General features: G+C 63.9%; 15 protein-coding genes and 1 pseudogene. 13 read left to right on the top strand and 3 right to left on the bottom strand.

Going from position 1 to position 16,469, the window contains the following annotated elements; genetic code table 11:
* From WJU27_RS07310 to WJU27_RS07265, 10 genes and pseudogenes are all read left to right on the top strand, one after another.
* A pseudogene (locus tag WJU27_RS07310) lies at positions 1 to 243 on the top strand (methyl-accepting chemotaxis protein); the annotation flags it as partial.
* Between the two features lie 11 nt (positions 244 to 254).
* The gene (locus WJU27_RS07305) at positions 255 to 785 is read left to right on the top strand and encodes a chemotaxis protein CheW (RefSeq protein WP_341421608.1); all 531 of its coding nucleotides are present in this window, start codon (positions 255 to 257) and stop codon (positions 783 to 785) included.
* A 2-nt stretch (positions 786 to 787) separates the two neighbouring features.
* On the top strand, positions 788 to 1,648 hold the full coding sequence (locus WJU27_RS07300) for a CheR family methyltransferase (RefSeq protein ID WP_341421607.1): 861 nt from the start codon (positions 788 to 790) through the stop codon (positions 1,646 to 1,648).
* 10 nt (positions 1,649 to 1,658) lie between these two features.
* Positions 1,659 to 2,186, top strand: a complete 528-nt coding sequence (locus tag WJU27_RS07295; RefSeq protein WP_341421606.1) for a chemotaxis protein CheD — start codon at positions 1,659 to 1,661, stop codon at positions 2,184 to 2,186.
* A complete protein-coding gene (locus WJU27_RS07290) occupies positions 2,180 to 3,292 on the top strand; it encodes a protein-glutamate methylesterase/protein-glutamine glutaminase (protein ID WP_341421605.1) in 1,113 nt (370 codons plus the stop codon). The genes WJU27_RS07295 and WJU27_RS07290 overlap by 7 nt, the downstream gene beginning before the upstream one ends.
* Positions 3,282 to 4,550, top strand: a complete 1,269-nt coding sequence (locus WJU27_RS07285; RefSeq protein ID WP_341421604.1) for an EAL domain-containing response regulator — start codon at positions 3,282 to 3,284, stop codon at positions 4,548 to 4,550. The genes WJU27_RS07290 and WJU27_RS07285 overlap by 11 nt, the downstream gene beginning before the upstream one ends.
* 128 nt (positions 4,551 to 4,678) lie before the next feature.
* The gene (locus tag WJU27_RS07280; RefSeq protein WP_296810675.1) at positions 4,679 to 5,683 is read left to right on the top strand and encodes a TRAP transporter substrate-binding protein; all 1,005 of its coding nucleotides are present in this window, start codon (positions 4,679 to 4,681) and stop codon (positions 5,681 to 5,683) included.
* Between the two features lie 94 nt (positions 5,684 to 5,777).
* The gene (locus WJU27_RS07275) at positions 5,778 to 6,440 is read left to right on the top strand and encodes a TRAP transporter small permease (protein ID WP_341421603.1); all 663 of its coding nucleotides are present in this window, start codon (positions 5,778 to 5,780) and stop codon (positions 6,438 to 6,440) included.
* A complete protein-coding gene (locus WJU27_RS07270) occupies positions 6,437 to 7,723 on the top strand; it encodes a TRAP transporter large permease (RefSeq protein WP_341421602.1) in 1,287 nt (428 codons plus the stop codon). Before WJU27_RS07275 ends, WJU27_RS07270 begins: the two co-directional genes overlap by 4 nt.
* Positions 7,724 to 7,937: 214 nt before the next feature.
* On the top strand, positions 7,938 to 9,104 hold the full coding sequence (locus WJU27_RS07265; protein ID WP_020164276.1) for a methyl-accepting chemotaxis protein: 1,167 nt from the start codon (positions 7,938 to 7,940) through the stop codon (positions 9,102 to 9,104).
* 69 nt (positions 9,105 to 9,173) lie between these two features.
* Here the strand turns inward: WJU27_RS07265 and WJU27_RS07260 are convergent, their stop codons facing one another.
* The 3 genes from WJU27_RS07260 to WJU27_RS07250 all read right to left on the bottom strand — a co-directional run bounded on the left by WJU27_RS07260 (position 9,174) and on the right by WJU27_RS07250 (position 12,314).
* Positions 9,174 to 9,677: a c-type cytochrome gene (locus tag WJU27_RS07260; RefSeq protein WP_020164277.1), complete on the bottom strand. Its 504-nt coding sequence runs from the start codon at positions 9,675 to 9,677 to the stop codon at positions 9,174 to 9,176.
* A gap of 31 nt (positions 9,678 to 9,708) precedes the next feature.
* A complete protein-coding gene (locus tag WJU27_RS07255; protein WP_020164278.1) occupies positions 9,709 to 10,290 on the bottom strand; it encodes a pentapeptide repeat-containing protein in 582 nt (193 codons plus the stop codon).
* A gap of 161 nt (positions 10,291 to 10,451) precedes the next feature.
* Positions 10,452 to 12,314, bottom strand: coding sequence for a methanol/ethanol family PQQ-dependent dehydrogenase (locus WJU27_RS07250; RefSeq protein WP_020164279.1), 1,863 nt, complete (start codon positions 12,312 to 12,314; stop codon positions 10,452 to 10,454).
* A 348-nt stretch (positions 12,315 to 12,662) separates the two neighbouring features.
* Between WJU27_RS07250 and WJU27_RS07245 the strand changes: the two genes are divergently transcribed.
* The 3 genes from WJU27_RS07245 (at position 12,663) to WJU27_RS07235 (ending at position 16,275) form a co-directional block, all read left to right on the top strand.
* Positions 12,663 to 13,418, top strand: a complete 756-nt coding sequence (locus tag WJU27_RS07245; protein WP_296810686.1) for a quinoprotein dehydrogenase-associated SoxYZ-like carrier — start codon at positions 12,663 to 12,665, stop codon at positions 13,416 to 13,418.
* Positions 13,415 to 14,371, top strand: a complete 957-nt coding sequence (locus WJU27_RS07240; protein WP_341421601.1) for a quinoprotein relay system zinc metallohydrolase 1 — start codon at positions 13,415 to 13,417, stop codon at positions 14,369 to 14,371. Before WJU27_RS07245 ends, WJU27_RS07240 begins: the two co-directional genes overlap by 4 nt.
* 149 nt (positions 14,372 to 14,520) lie before the next feature.
* Entirely contained in the window at positions 14,521 to 16,275 is a 1,755-nt protein-coding gene (locus WJU27_RS07235; protein WP_020164282.1) for a PQQ-dependent methanol/ethanol family dehydrogenase, read from the top strand.
* Positions 16,276 to 16,469: the final 194 nt, after the last annotated feature.

Raw genomic sequence — 16,469 nt, 5'->3', positions numbered from 1 at the left:
AGCCAGACGGTGCAGCAGACAGCGTCGGCGTCGGAAGAACTGGCGGCGACGGCCGAGGAAATGAGCGGCCAGGCGCAACAGCTGCAGCAGGCGATGTCGGTGTTCCGCCTGCGCGCCGACAAGCTCGTTCCCAGCCTCGCTGCGAATGAACCGCCGGTGCGTCGCGCGCCGGCACGCAGCGGGTCCGTGCGCGGCGCGCTGGCGCTCGACAGCGCCAGCGAAAACGATTTCACACGTTTCTAGGAGTGGGCGACATGAATGCACGCCATTCGCTGGCGCTGACCGTGGTCGATGACGACGACGCGGCGGCGGACCAGCAACAGCAGTACCTGACTTTCAGGCTGGGCGAAGAGAGCTACGCGCTGGGCCTGTTGTCGGTGAAGGAAATCATCGAGTACGGCGGTGTGACGCAGGTGCCGATGATGCCGGGCTTCGTCCGCGGCGTGATCAATCTGCGCGGACGGGTCGTGCCGGTGATCGACCTGGCCGCGCGCTTGCGTAGCGAAAGTGCGGCGGTGACGCGGCGTACCTGCATTGTCATCGTCGAGGTCGCGAACGACGGCGAAGCACAGGACATGGGAATCATTGTCGATGCAGTAAGCCAGGTGGTCGATATTCCGCCGCAGTCGGTGGAACCCGGACCGTCCTTCGGTGCGAAGGTGAGGGCGGACTTCATCGCCGGCATGGGCAAGCTCGACGACGGCTTCGTGATCATGCTCGACATCGACCGCGTGCTCGCAGGCGAGGACATGGCGGCGGTCAACGATATGAAGGCGGCTGGTTGAGCATGAGTTCTGCCGCACTTGCAGGAAGCCGCTCCGGGTCGAAGGAGGCTGCGTTCGCCATCCCCTCGATCAGCGACATCGACTTCCGTCGCTTCCAGCGCTGGCTGCACGAAGCGGCAGGCATTGCCTTGGCCGATCACAAGAAGACGCTGCTCGTGGGGCGTCTTTCCAAGAGGCTCGGACCTTGCGGTGTGCGTGGCTGGAAGGACTACTTCGAACTGCTGATGGATGGCAGCCGGCCGGGAGAACTTCAGGTCGCCATCGATCTGCTGACGACGAACGAAACATATTTCTTCCGCGAGCCCGCCCACTTCACTTTTCTCGCCGAGCAGATACTTACGCGCTTCGAAGGCAGCGAGCCGCTGCGCATCTGGAGCGCTGCCAGCTCCTCGGGCGAAGAAATCTACACGCTGGCCATGGTATTGGCGGACACGCTGGGCATGGGGCGGCGCTGGGAAATCTTCGGTTCGGATCTGAGCACGCGCGTGCTCGAAACCGCACGCCGTGCGCACTATCCGATGACTCGCGCGGACAAGATCCCGACCGCTTTCCTGAAGCGCTTCTGCCTGAAGGGCACAGGCCCGCAGGAGGGAACCTTCCTGATCGACCGTCCACTGCGCGAGCGGGTGTCGTTCGCACAGATCAACCTGAACGAAACGCTGCCGGATATCGGCATGTTCGATATCGTGTTCGTGCGCAACGTGATGATCTATTTCGACCCGGACACCAAGCGACAGGTCATGGGGCGCATTCTGACCAAGCTGAAGCCGCGCGGTCATGTGTTCGTGAGCCATTCGGAAAATCTGCATGGCGTCACCGACCGCGTGGACATCGTCAAGCCGTCCATTTACCGCCTCAAGTGACGACATGTGCATGAGGCCGCCGGTACGAACCGAGATTTACCTGAAGCCCGGAGATCTGTTCTTCGGCGACGACACCATGTGCCTGCGCACTGTGCTGGGCTCCTGTGTCGCCATCACGATGTGGCACCCCGTCCGACGGATAGGTGGCATGTGCCACTTCATGCTGCCGGGCAACGCCCGTGCCGATCTGGGCGGCGACGGGTTGAGCGCGCGTTTTGCCGAGGGCGCGATGAAGTCCATGATTCGCGAGGCGCGGCGTTTCGGTACGCGCGAGCTCGACTATGAATTCAAGCTGTTCGGCGGGGGCAATATGTTTCCCGGAATCGCCGGCAGCAACAACGTGCCGATCGGCGAAGCCAATGTGCGGCGCGCGCGCGCGCTGCTGGACGCGCTGGGTGTCCGGCCGGTGGCCGAACATACCGGCGGATACGGTCAGCGCGTGCTGATGATGGACGTCAGTACCGGCGTCGTATGGATGCGCCACGACGGCCCTCGTTCGGGCGCCGGCGTCAGTACCCACGGAGAACTTGCATGCTGAGCCCGGCTGCGGTCAAACCGCCCGCGTCGGCGGGTGCGCGCATTCGCGTCCTGATCGTCGATGATTCGGCGGTCGTGCGTCAGGTGCTGTCTGAACTGCTGTCCGCTGATCCGCTGCTACGCGTCATCGCCACCGCGCCGGACCCGCTGATCGCACTTGAACGACTGAAGGTCGAGTGGCCGGACGTGATCGTGACCGACGTCGAAATGCCGCGCATGGACGGCGTCACCTTTGTTCGTCGCATCATGTCCGAACGACCGACGCCCATCGTCGTCTGTTCGTCGCTGACCGAGAAGGGGGCGGAAACCACGATGGAAGTGCTGGCCGCCGGCGCGATCAGCGTGGTGACCAAGCCCAAGCTCGGGATCAAGCAGTTCCTGCATGAATCGGCCCAGGCGCTGACAGATGCGGTGAAAGCGGCGGCGCGCGCGCGCGTCGGCAGGCCGCGGGTCGCACCGGTGGCAGGGCCCAAGTCCGGCCCCAAACTGACGGCCGACGTCATGCTGCCGCCGGTGACCGGCGAGGCGATGCGGATGACAACGGAGAAGCTCATCGCACTGGGCACCTCGACCGGGGGCACGCAGGCGCTTGAAGCGGTACTGACGCAGTTGCCCCGCGTATCGCCCGGCATCGTCGTCGTACAGCACATGCCGGAACGTTTTACCGCCGCCTTCGCGGCGCGTCTGGACGGCATCTGCGAAATCCATGTCAAGGAGGCGGTGAATGGCGACCGCGTGATGCCGGGCGTTGCACTCATTGCGCCGGGCGGACGCCACATGATGCTCAGGCGCAATGGTGCCCAGTACGTCGTCGAGGTCAGCGACGGACCCTTGGTAAATCGCCACAAGCCCTCGGTCGATGTGCTGTTCCGCTCGGTTGCCAAGTATGCGGGCAAGAACGCGCTGGGCATCATCATGACCGGCATGGGCGACGACGGTGCGCGCGGACTGAAGGAAATGCGCGATGCCGGAGCCATGACCTGTGCTCAGGACGAAGCCAGCTGCGTGGTGTTCGGCATGCCCAAGGAAGCGATCAGGTTCGGTGCCGTCGAGCACGTGATCGGACTCGATCAGATCCCGGGAATGATCAACCGTTATGGCAAGTGAAGCGGATCCGCTGACGCTGCTGAACGAAGCCGGGGTAATGGTTGTCGAGGACAGCCTGCCTCAACGCATGATGCTGCTGGGCATGCTGCGCGAACTCGGGATATCCGTCATCGAGGAGGCGACGAACGGAGAAGAGGCGCTGCAGAAGCTGCAGGCGCTGACGCGCCCGCCGGCGGTGGTGCTGGTGGATCTGGAAATGCCGGTGATGGATGGCGTGGAGCTGCTGCATCGCATGGCCGCGTCGGGCTACCGGCCCGGGGTGATCATCACCAGTGCGCGCGAGGCCATGCTGCTCGACTCCGTTGAAACCATGGTGTCCGAGCTGGGCCTGCACCTGCTGGCCACCATGCGCAAACCCATCCTGCCCGATCGACTGGCTGCCGCAATGCGCGCGGGCGCCCAGGTCGGCGCTTTGGTGCCATCGGCGGTGAGGGCGCATGCCGCAACGCCGTCACCGGAGGTCAGTTCCGAAGAGCTGGCCGCAGCGCTTGCAGCAGGCCGCGTCGTGCCGTGGTTCCAGCCGAAGGTGGATCTGCAGACGGCAATGCCGCGTGGAGCTGAAGTGCTGGCGCGCTGGATCAACGAAGATGGTAGCGTCATCGAACCGGTCCGCTTCATCGGCGTCGCGGAACGCACAGGCCAGATCGCGCTGCTGACGGTCGTCATGCTGCGCGGCGCACTGGAGGCGCTGCAGCGTTGGGACAGTCGCGGTCTGCGTCTTTCCGTGGCCATCAACCTGTCGCCGGTGACCTTTTCCGACCGCAAGCTCGCGGACGATCTGATCGAGCAGGTGGCGCGGGCGGGCATCGATGCCGGCCGCATCACCTTCGAAGTGACCGAAACGGCCATGACCTCGGGCGCAGCGGCGCTGAAGACGCTGCTCCGGCTGAAGCTGAATGGCTTTTCGCTCGCCATCGACGACTTCGGCACCGGCTTCTCGTCGATGGAGCAGTTGTCCAAGGTTCCCTTTTCCGAGCTGAAGATAGACCGTTCGATCGTGCATGAAGCCCATACACGGCCGGCGCGGCGCACGATACTCGAGTCGGCGATCGACATGGGGCGTCGCCTGGGCATGGTGACCGTCGGCGAAGGCGTGGAAAGTCTTGAGGACTGGCAGCTGCTCAGCCAGCTGGGCTGCGATCTGGCGCAAGGCTATTTCATGTCACGTCCGGTGTCCTTCGACGACTTCGTGCCCGTGACAACGCAGTTGCATCGCAAGCTGCGCGAGAAGGTCCTCCCGGTTTCCGGCGTTCGCTGACGCGTTCTCCTCGTCAGGCTGAGCGGTTGCGGATATCCACAATGGCCGCAGCCATCCCCGCCGACCACAATCCGGGCATCACATTGGCCGTTCGCGCCGTGTGGCCTTCATACACAAGAGGAGACACCATGAAACTTCATTCCATGCTTTTCGGTCTGCTTACGCTCGGCCTGACTCCGTTTGCGCTGGCGCAGCAGCCCATCGTGATCAAGTTCAGCCACGTCGTGGCGACCGAAACTCCGAAGGGCAAGGCGGCCGATTTCTTCAAGAAGCGCGCCGAGGAACTGACCGGCGGCAAGGTGAAGGTCGAGGTGTATCCGAACAGCCAGCTGTATAAGGACAAGGAAGAGATGGAGGCGCTGCAGCTGGGCGCCGTGCAGATGCTGGCGCCGTCGCTGGCCAAGTTCGGCCCGCTGGGCGTCAAGGAATTCGAGGTGTTCGACCTGCCTTTCATCTTCGACGGCTACGCCGACCTGCACAAGGTGACGCAGGGCCCGATCGGTGTGTCCATCCTGAAGAAGCTGGAGCCGAAGGGCATCGTCGGCCTGGGCTTCTGGGACAACGGCTTCAAGTCCTTCTCGGCCAACACGCCGATCAAGACGCCGGCCGACCTGAAGGGCAAGAAGCTGCGCATCCAGTCGTCCAAGGTGCTGGAAGAGCAGATCCGTTCGCTCGGCGCGCTGCCGCAGGTGATGGCTTTCTCCGAGGTCTATCAGGCGCTGCAGACCGGCGTGGTCGACGGCACCGAGAACCCGCATTCCAACCTCTACACGCAGAAGATGCATGAGGTGCAGAAGCACATGGCGGTGACCGACCACGGCTATCTGGGTTACGCCGTCATCGTGAACAAGAAGTTCTGGGACGGCCTGCCGGCCGACGTGCGCGGTCAGCTCGACACGGCGATGAAGGAAGCCACCAGCTACGCCAACAAGATCGCCAAGGAAGAGAACGACGCTGCGCTCGAAGGCGTGCGCAAGAGCGGCCGGACCCAGGTCTATGTGCCGACGGCGGAAGAGCGTCTGGCGTTCAAGCGTGCGCTGGTGCCGGTGCACAAGAAGATGGAAAGCCGGATGGGCGCCGACCTGATCCAAGCCATCTACAAGGAAACCGACTTCGATCCGTCGAAGCTGTAATCCGCCCCGCACACGTGCGGCGTCCGCCGCACGTGTCGCATCCCTGCGCGCAGGCGCGCACACTGCATCACCCTCACCTCATCGGGAGACCACCGTGCTCCGAATACTCGACCATATCGAGGAGTGGCTCATCACGCTGCTGATAGGCGTGGCCACCATCATCATTTTCGTGTCCGTCGTGCATCGCTACGCCGCCGGTTTCGACGTGCCCGGCCTGCAGGACTGGCTGCTGTCGCTGAATCTCGGCTGGGCACAGGAGCTGTGCATCATCCTGTTCGTCTGGATGGCCAAGTTCGGCGCCGCCTACGGTGTGCGCACCGGCATCCACGTCGGCGTCGATGTGCTGATCAACCAGTTGCAGCCGGCACTGCGCAACAAGTTCGTCGTGTTCGGTCTGGCGGCCGGCGCGCTGTTCACTGGCGTCATTTGTGCGCTGGGCAGCCACTTCGTGTGGGAGAACGGCGCCGCCTATGCGGTGCTGAGCGCCCTCGGCCAGGACACCGGCGACCTGTTCGAGGGGCCGACCACGCCCGACCTCGAATGGCCGACCTGGATCGTATACATGGCCATACCACTGGGTTCCGGCCTGATGTGCTTCCGCTTCCTGCAGGTGATGACGGCCTTCATCCGCACCGGTGAGCTGCCGCACCACGATCATGCGCACGTCGAGGGCATGGAGGACGTCAAGCCGGTACTGATCGGCGAGGCGGTCGAAGAAGCCGAAGAGCGCGAACACGCCAAGGGAGGCCGCCCATGAGCGCCGCCATCATCTTTGCACTGCTGCTGGTGCTGATGCTCACCGGCATGCCGGTGTCCATCTCGCTGGGTCTGACCGTACTGACCTTCCTGTTCACGATGACCGATGTGCCGGTCGAGTCGGTGGCGCTGAAGCTGTTCACCGGTATCGAGAAGTTCGAAATCATGGCGATTCCGTTCTTCATCCTGGCCGGCAACTTCCTCACCCACGGCGGTGTGGCGAAGCGGATGATCAACTTCGCCACCTCGCTGGTCGGCCATTTCCACGGCGGCCTGGGCATGGGCGGCGTGGTGGCCTGCGGTCTGTTCGCTGCGGTGTCGGGCTCCAGCCCGGCGACGGTGGCGGCGATCGGCGCCATCCTGCTGCCGGCGATGGTCAAGCAGGGCTTCCCGATGAAGTTCGGCGCCGGCATCGTCGCCAGCTCGGGCGCGCTGGGCATCCTGATTCCGCCGTCCATCGTGATGGTGATGTATGCGGTGTCGACGAACTCGTCGATCGGCGCGCTGTTCATGGCCGGCATCATCCCGGGCGCTGTGCTGCTGTTCATGCTGGGCTTCACCACCTGGTGGCGCGCCAAGAGCAACAACTACCCGCGCATGCCGAAGGCGCCGATGGTCGATCGCATCAAGGCCTTTCGCGAATCCTTCTGGGGGCTGATGCTCATCGTCGTCGTGATGGGCGGCATCTATACCGGCATCTTCACGCCGACCGAAGCGGCCGCGATGAGTGCGGTGTACGCCTTCATCGTCGCGGTATTCGTCTATCGTGACCTGCCGCTGAAGCGCATCCCCAAGGTGCTGCTCGATTCGGCAAACATGAGCGCGATGCTGCTCTACATCATCACCAACGCCATCCTGTTCTCCTTCCTGCTGACCTCGGAACAGATTCCACAGGCGGTGGCGGCCTGGCTGGTGGACAGCGGCATGGGGGCGCTGGGCTTCCTGCTGGTGGTGAACATTCTGCTGCTGCTGGCCGGCAACATCATGGAGCCGTCGTCCATCATCCTGATCACCGCGCCCATCCTGTTCCCGGTGGCGATGGCGCTGGGCATCGACCCGGTGCACTTCGGCATCATCATCACGGTGAACATGGAAATCGGCATGATCACGCCGCCGGTGGGCCTGAACCTGTATGTCGGAAGCGGCATCGCCAAGCTGGGCATGACGGACATGACCAAGGCGGTGTCGCCGTGGCTGATCACGATGCTCATCTTCCTGGTCATCGTCACCTACTGGCCCGCTCTGTCGCTGTGGCTGCCGCGGACGCTGGGCATGATCAGCTGATGCGCACCTGACACCGCTGCAACCCGCAGTTCTGACGCCGCGTGAAGTTATGCGCGGCGTTTTTCTTTTTTGCGGAGCCCTCGCTCAAGTCCGCGGTGCCGACAGTCGTAAATGGTCCTACGAGGAGATCGACGGTGCGCTTCCGTATAACTAAAGTCCTATAAGCACCTGTCGATATTGGCCATGTAGTGAATCGAAAACAGGGAACAGACACATGAAGAACATGCTGAGCATCCGCAAAGCCTTCCTTTTTCACTCGATCTTTGCGTCGGCCATGTGCACGGCCATTTTCGGCGTGCAGGAGTTTCTGTTTCCGGGTTGGACCGGCCTTATCGTCTCGTCTGTCCTGAGTTCCGTCTTCATCATGGGTGTCGGCATCTGGTTCGGCACCGGCTTCGGTCAGCGCGCCGAACTGCTGGTTAACGCCATGCACAGCCTTGCCGAAGGCAAGCTCAATCACAAGCTCAGCCTGTCCGGCAAGGACGACTTTGCCTGGCTGGGCTACGAGTACAACCAGGCCTGCAAGTCTTTCCGCAAGCTGATCGAGAAGATGACGACCCTGTCGTCGACGCTCACCAGTTCGGCCGAAGAACTGTCCAAGCTGACCATCGCCGCGAACGAGACCGGCTCGCGCCAGGCCGACCGTATCCGTACCGTCGCCGAGGCGATGGAGCAGATGACCGCTTCGGCCCGCCAGGTGGCCGATCTGTCGGCCGACATGGACAGCATCGTGCGCGCCGCCGGCGACAGTACGCGCAGCGGCAAGACCGACCTCGAAGTGTCGATGGAGGGCGTCAGCCGCATCGCCAAGGAGATGGAAGAGTCGCTGCAGGTGATCGAGCGTCTGGTCAAGGATTCGGAAGAGATCGCCAAGATCAACGACGTGGTGAAGGACATTTCCGACCAGACCAATCTGCTGGCGCTCAACGCCGCGATCGAGGCCGCACGTGCCGGCGAGCAGGGTCGCGGTTTTGCGGTGGTGGCCGACGAGGTGCGCAAGCTGGCGCAGCGCACGCAGGGTTCGACCGCGGACATCGAGCAGATCGTCGCCAAGATCCGCCACGACGCCCAGGAAACGGTCGAGCGTGTCGGTCAGGCCAGCGAACGCGTCAGCGGCGCGGTGACCACCTCGCGCGGCGCCGTGGAGACTTTCGAATCCATCCTGCACCGCATGGAAGAACTGGTGAACAAGTCGGGTGAAGTGGCGACCAGCATGCGCGAACAGGACACCACGGCGCACGCCATCCTGCGCAACGCGGGCGAACTGTCGGCGCTGTCCGAGGACAACGCACGCGGCGTGGCGCAGACCGCGTCGCAGGGCGAATCGGTCGCCGGTTCGGCGCGCGAGCTCGAAGCCAGCCTGCGCACCTTCCAGATCTGAAACGCGTCGATCCCGAACAAGAAAAAGCCGGCGCATCGCGCCGGCTTTTTCATTTGTCGCGGGTGAGTTTCAGCGCGCCGCGGTCTTTCCCTGCGCCTTGATCCGCGCATCCTCGTCGATGCGCGCTTCGATGAAGGTCTTGATCGCCCACACCGCCTCCTGCGTCAGCACCTTGTCCCACGGCGGCATGTGCTGCACGTCGAGCACGCGCTTGCCCTTGCGTACCGTCTTGACGAAGTAGTGATCGACGTCGCTGAGGCAGCGAAGCTGCAGGTCGGGTTCGGTCACCTTGCGACAGCCGCGGTGCAGGCGCAGCAGGTTGGGGCCGACCTGGTTCTTGTGATTGACATCGGTACCGTGGCAGACGGCGCACGACTCGTTGTAGAGCGCGCGACCGGTGTCGACGACGGCGGCGTTGCCGCGGTAGGGATTGCTGTCCTTCCATGCGTCGCCGACCGGCGGCAGCGCCGAGATATCGGTCTTCGGCGGATGCGCTTCCATCGCCGGATCGCCAGCGTGTGCGCTGCCGAGCAGCGCAGCCAGCAGCAGCGGTGCGGCCAGTGTCCTGATCATGTGCGGTATCTCCATTGCGGCGGGGCGGTGCTTACCAGCCCACCGGACAACCTTTGCAGTCGTCGAAATTGGCATCGAGGAAAACGGTGTAGCGCGTTACGCAGCCTTCCATGATGGCGTTGCGGAAATCGGCGCTGCCGAACTTGGTTTCCTGCAGGTTGGCGTTGACCAGCCGGGCGTAGTGGAAGCGCGCGAACATCGGGCGAGCCGCTTCCAGGTTGGCGGCCGTCAGGTCGGCGTAGCTGAAGTCGACGCGGAACATGCGTGCGAACTCCATGTCCGCACCGACCAGCCGTGCGCCGCGCAGGCTGGCGGCGGGAATGTTGGCCTTCTGCAGGCGGGCCGAGCTGAGATCGGCGCGGTCCAGTATTGCACCGGCAAGATTGGCGGCGCGCAGGTCGGCGCGCACCATGTTCGCGCCGGTGAAGTCGGCGCCGGCGAGGTCCTTTGCCGACAGGTCGGCGTGGCGCAGGTCGGCACCCGGGCAACGGGTGTAGGGCCAGATCGGGCAGCCATTGACGACCAGTGTTTCGCTGGCCGAGGCGTCTTCGGCGACGGCAGGCGTGCTCAGGCCGAGCAGTGCGAGCAGTACTGCGGGGAAAAGTCTTCGCATCGAGGACTCCGGACAGAAAGAACCTGGCAACCGCGCATCTTGGGCCGACGCTGATGCGGCGGCACCGGAAATCGTTTCGCAGTTGCCAGGTAAAGGCCGGCCACGCAGGGCCGGCAGGAGGAGTGGCCGGCCCCCGCCGGGCGGCGGGGGCGCGCCGTCAATCAGCGCTTCGGCAGCTTGAAGGCCCAGAACGAGCCGCCCTGGCTGACCTGCTTGGTCAGCTCGGCCATGTCGCCGCCCCACAGCGGCACCGCGCCGCCGTAGCCGGAAGAGATGCCGATGTACTGTTCGCCATCCTGTTCCCAGGTAATGGGCACCGACACCACGCCGGAGCCGGTCTGGAATTTCCAGACTTCCTTGCCGGTCTTGGCGTCGAAGGCCTTCACGTAGCCGTCGGAAGTGCCGGTGAACACCAGGCCGCCGGCGGTGGTCAGCGTGCCGGCCCACAGCGGGAACTGCTCCTTGTGTTCCCAGGCGATCTTGCCGGTCTTCGGGTCGATTGCGCGCAGTACGCCGACGTGGTCGTCGAACAGCTTCTTGATCCGGAAGCCCTGGCCAAGGTAGGCAGCACCCGGCTTGTAGGTCACGTTCTCGGTCCAGTAGTCCATCGCCCAGTGGTTGGCCGGGATGTAGAACAGCTCGGTGTCCGGGCTGTACGACATCGGCATCCAGTTGGTGCCGCCGAGGAAGGGCGGTGACACGAAGATGGATTCGCCCTTGTCCGCACCGGCCTTGGGCTTCGGCGGATACTGGCTCTCGACCACGTTGGGCAGGCCGGTCTTCGGATCGAAGCCCTTGGACCAGGTGATGCCGTCGACGAAGGGCCAGGCACCGATCAGCGCGGTCTGCTTCCACGGGTAGCCGGCGCCGGTGGCCAGCTTTTCGCGGTCGGTCACGAAGAAGTAGCCGTTGCGGTCGGCGTGCGCCGAGGCCTTCACCAGCTTGCCGGTCTTCGGATCCTTGTACTCGAACAGCAGCACAGAGTTGTTGCCGGAGAAGTCCCAGGCGTCGTTCGGCGTGTGCGAGAAGAAGCCCTTCAGTTCGCCGGTCGACGCATCGACATAGGCCTGACCGGAGGTGAACAGGCTGGGCCACTTGGTCGGGCTGTCGCCTTCCTTGGTCCGTTTCCAGGTGTTCCACGGGGCCGGGTTGCCGGTGCCGATCACGACCATGTTCTGTTCGACGTCGAACGACGCGGTTTGCCACGGGGCACCGCCACCGTGACTCCAGGCTTCGACCTTGCCGGTTTCGCGGCTGGGATCATCCGGCCACGACGGCGCCTTGGCGTCGCCGGTCGTCGTGCTGTCCTTGCCGTTCAGGCGACCCATGTGGCCCTCAACCATCGGGCGCGCCCAGATCTCCTCGCCGGTATCGACGTCGCGCGCAAACAGGTAGCCGATCACGCCGAATTCGTCACCGGACGAACCGTGCACCAGCATCACGCGGCCGGACTTCTTGTCCTTGACGATGAAGGGGGCGCCCGACATCGTGTAGCCGACCTTGTGGTCGCCCCACTTCTTCGACCAGACGACCTTGCCGGTGTCCTTGTTCAAGGCCACCATGCCGGCGTCCAGCGTGCCGAAGTACACCTTGTCGCCGTAGATCGCCGCACCGCGGTTCACCACGTCGCAGCACGGACGGATGTCGTCCGGCAGCCGATGTTCGTACGCCCACAGACGCTTGCCGGTCTTGGCGTCGATGGCGTACATGCGGGAGTAGGAGCCGGTGATGTAGATGACGCCGTCGTGCACCAGCGCCTGGCCTTCCTGGCCACGCTGCTTCTCGCCGCCGAAGGAGTAGGACCACGCGGGGCTCAGCGATGCGACGGTCTGCGTGTTGATCTGCTTGAGCGGGCTGTGACGCTGGGCTTTCATGCCCAGACCGTAGGTCAGCACGTCCTTGGTCGTCTTGTCGTCGTTGACGATATCTTCCCAGCTCACCGTCTTGGCGGCGTGCACCGGGCCTGCTGCAAGGATGCCCAGCGCGATCAGCAGTGCCGGGTTCCTGAGGGCAAACGTTTTCATCCTGACTCCTCTTTCAGTGTTGATCTGTCGTGTCGTCATCGCGGCCCCGCTTGTTTCGCGGACACAGGGTCGTGATGCGCACTGCAGGTTAGGCAGCACCTGGAGGTGTCGAAGGTTCAAAGCTCCCGCAGAATCAGGGAGTCGATCCCGTTTTTCCGGACTGTTTCAGGGATGGACACTTAGTTGTCGAGGTCTGTAACAGACGATGGTTCGGCAAGCTTTATGCCGGATGCGAGGCGGTCTGCCGGTTCCGTGCGGCGATGGTCCTCGTCTTGCTTGCCCTGCTGCGCGGTGCCCGATTTCTGGCGCCGACTACATATAGAAGATGCAATGGAGGAGTTTGTCCCGATGAAGAAGGTGATTGCGGCCCTCGGGTTCGCGCTTGCGTTGGCTGGCGCTGTGCACGCGGCCGATGCCGATCCGCTGAATTCCTCGCGCTGGCCGGATCTGCAGCGCGAATATCTGAACGATGCGCCGGTCGCTTTCGATCCGCGCATCGAAGTGCTGGCGCCCAAGGTGGCCGAGGATTCGATGAACGTGCCGGTGACCGTCAGGCTGAAGGGCTTGCCTGACGTCAAGCGCGTGCTGGTGATTGCCGACTTCAATCCCATCGTCAAGGTGCTCGACTTCCAGCCGCTGCTGGCGCAGCCCGGCCTGTCCTTCCGCATCAAGCTGCAGCAGGCGAGCCCGATCCGTGCGCTGGTGCAGACCGGTGACGGCAACTGGCTGGCCGGCGGGGTCTGGGTGGATGCGGCAGGCGGCGGCTGTACCGCACCGAGCACCGGTCGCAGCGCGCCGGACTGGGCGCAGAAGCTCAATCAGGTGCAGGGCAGGGTGTGGCGCGACGGACAGAACCAGCGGGTCCGTCTGCGCATCATGCATCCGATGGACACCGGTCTGGCACCCGGCATTCCGGCCTTCTTCATCGAACAGCTCGCCATCGTCGACGACAAGGGCGACGCCATGCTGAAGCTCGAGACCTTCGAGCCGCTGAGCGAGAACCCGGTGTTCTCGTTCGATCTGCCGGACACCGGCGCGGTGGCGCTGCGTGTCGTCGGCCGCGACAACAACGGCAATCGCATCGACGCCAAGGTGCAGCCATGATGGCCCGCCTCCTTGCTGCACTGGTCGCCTTTGCGCTGAGCTTCGCGGCACACGCGGCCACACCTTTCGACTATCGCCTGAAGCCGGAGAAGATCGCCGACGACACCTGGGTGCTGATCGGCAGCACCGAGGACATCACGCGCGCCAACGGCGGCAATATCGTCAACACCGCCTTCGTCGTGACCAAGGAGGGCGTGGTCGTGATCGACAGCGGCCCGTCGCGCCGCTACGGCGAACAGATGAGGGCGGCCATCGCCCGCGTCACCGACAAGCCGGTCGTGCGCGTGTTCAACACACACCATCACCCCGATCACTTCCTCGGAAATCAGGCGTACGCGGATGTTCCGATTGCCGCATTGCCCGCCACGCGGGCCGGTGAGCGTGACGACGGCGGCGCCTTCGCCGACAACATGTACCGGATGGCGGGCGACTGGGCATCTGGCACCGAGCCCCAGATTGCGCAGCAGGACGCGCAGCCGGGACGGCTGACGGTGGGCGGACACGAGTTCGAACTGATCGCGCTCGAAGGACACACCGCGGGCGATCTGGCCATTCTCGATCACCGGACCGGCGTGCTGTTCGCCGGCGATCTGGTGTTCCTCGATCGCGCCCCGACCACGCCGCACGCGTCGGTGCAGCGCTGGCTTAAGTCGCTCGACGCGCTCGCCGCGCTGGGCGCAAAGAAGACGCTGCCCGGTCACGGTCCCGTGCATGCAGGTAGCGCGGGCATCGAGCAGACGCGCGACTGGCTCAAGTGGCTTGATCAGACCCTGATGCAGTCAGCGGCAAACGGTCTCGACATGGCCGAGGTGATGCGCCTGCCGCTGCCCGAGCGCTTCGAGCGAATGCCGCTGGCGCGTAGCGAATTCGAGCGTTCGGTCACCCATCTTTACGGTGCCTACGAGTTGCGCGCGCTGGACAGTGTTGCACTGCCTGTGTTGCAACAAAAATGAACACCTGACCCGTTTCGCATCGCAGGAGTGCGGTGCGAACGGGATTTTCTCCTTGTTTTGGGCTGGCCCGGTTTTTGCGGTCGGTCTCCTGCCGAAAAAGGGAACCATTCCCTTCGTGCAAGAGAGAAATTCACCAACGAGGAGGAAGTATGAAAGGCTTGCGTAATTCCACGCTGTCCAGCCTGCTGGTTGCGGCGTTCGCCGCGATGGCAGCACCGCAGGTCATGGCCGGTGTGACCGACCGTGACATCGAAAACGACGCGAAGACGACCGGCGATGTGCTGTCCTGGGGCATGGGCACGGAAGGCCAGCGCTACAGCCCGCTCGACAAGATCAACGTCGGCAACGTCAAGAATCTGGTTCCGGTGTGGTCGTTCTCGTTCGGCGGCGAAAAGCAGCGCGGTCAGGAATCGCAGCCGCTCGTCGTCAATGGCAAGATGTTCGTTACGGGTTCCTACTCCCGCCTGTACGCACTCGATGCCAAGACCGGCGCCAAGCTGTGGCAATACGAGCACCGCCTGCCGGACGGCATCATGCCGTGCTGCGACGTGGTGAACCGCGGCGCCGCCGTGTATGACAACCTGGTCATCTTCAGCACGCTGGACGCACAACTGGTCGCTCTCGACCAGAACACCGGCAAGGTCGTCTGGAAGGAAAAGATCGACGACTACCAGGCTGGTTACTCCAACACCGCAGCCCCGATCATCGCCAAGGGCCTGATCCTGACCGGCGTGTCCGGTGGTGAGTTCGGCATCGTCGGCCGCGTCGAGGCGCGTGATGCCAAGACGGGCAAGATGGTGTGGAGCCGTCCGACCGTCGAAGGTCACATGGGTTACAAGTACGATGCCGCCGGCAACAAGACGGAGAATGGCATCAGCGGCACCACCAACGCCACCTGGCAGGGCGACCTGTGGAAGACCGGCGGCGCGGCCACCTGGCTCGGCGGCTCCTACGACGCCAAGACCGGTCTGGCCTATTTCGGCACCGGCAACCCGGCTCCGTGGAACAGCCACCTGCGTCCCGGCGACAACCTGTATTCGTGCGCGACCGTTGCCATCGACGTCGCCACCGGCCAGATCAAGTGGCACTTCCAGGGCACGCCGAACGACGGCTGGGACTATGACGGCGTGAACGAATTCGTCACGTTCGACATGAACGGCAAGCGCATGGGCGGCAAGGCCGACCGCAACGGCTTCTTCTACGTGCTGGACGCCAACACCGGCAAGTTCGAGCGCGGCTTCCCCTTCGTCAAGAAGATCACCTGGGCCAAGGGCCTGGATGCCAACGGCAAGCCGATCTTCGATCCGGCCAACCGTCCTGGCGACCCGTCCAAGGGCGCCGACGGCAAGAAGGGTGAAGTGGTGTTCTCCGCTCCGTCCTTCCTCGGCGGCAAGAACCAGATGCCGATGGCTTACAGCCCGGACACCGGCCTGTTCTACGTGCCGGCCAACGAGTGGGGCATGGAAATCTGGAACGAGCCGATCACCTACAAGAAGGGTGCTGCCTATCTGGGCGCCGGCTTCACCATCAAGACCATCGACGACAAGTACATCGGCGCGCTGCGTGCGGTCGATCCGAAGACTGGCAAGATCGTCTGGGAAGTCACCAACAACGCTCCGCTGTGGGGTGGTGTGATGACGACCAAGGGTGGCCTGGTGTTCTGGGGTACGCCTGAAGGTTTCCTGAAGGCCGCCGACGCGAAGACCGGCAAGGAAGTGTGGTCCTTCCAGACCGGTACCGGCGTCGTGGCGCCCCCGATCACCTGGGAACAGGACGGCGAGCAGTACATCGGCGTCGCTGCCGGCTGGGGTGGCGCTGTGCCGCTGTGGGGTGGGGACGTGGCCAAGAAGGTCAACTACCTGAACCAGGGCGGTTCGATGTGGGTGTTCAAGCTGCACAAGTAATGACATCGACGACCTGTGCTGGCATAGCGCTTGCATAAGTCGTGTATCCCGGCGCCTGTGGGCGTCGGGATGAAGGAAACAAGCGGGCAGGTCGCGGCGGACTGGAGCGACGTACTGGAACTTCAGGCCGAGCCCGCTTCCGGTGGTGTGATCCATCCCCGGTTTCGCGGCCGTATCCGTTCCGTTACAGGCAG

Source organism: Methyloversatilis sp. NSM2, from assembly GCF_038066675.1.
Lineage (GTDB): Bacteria > Pseudomonadota > Gammaproteobacteria > Burkholderiales > Rhodocyclaceae > Methyloversatilis > Methyloversatilis discipulorum_A.
The sequence above is the reverse complement of the archived record's forward strand: the minus strand, read 5'-3'. Positions and strand labels throughout refer to the sequence as shown.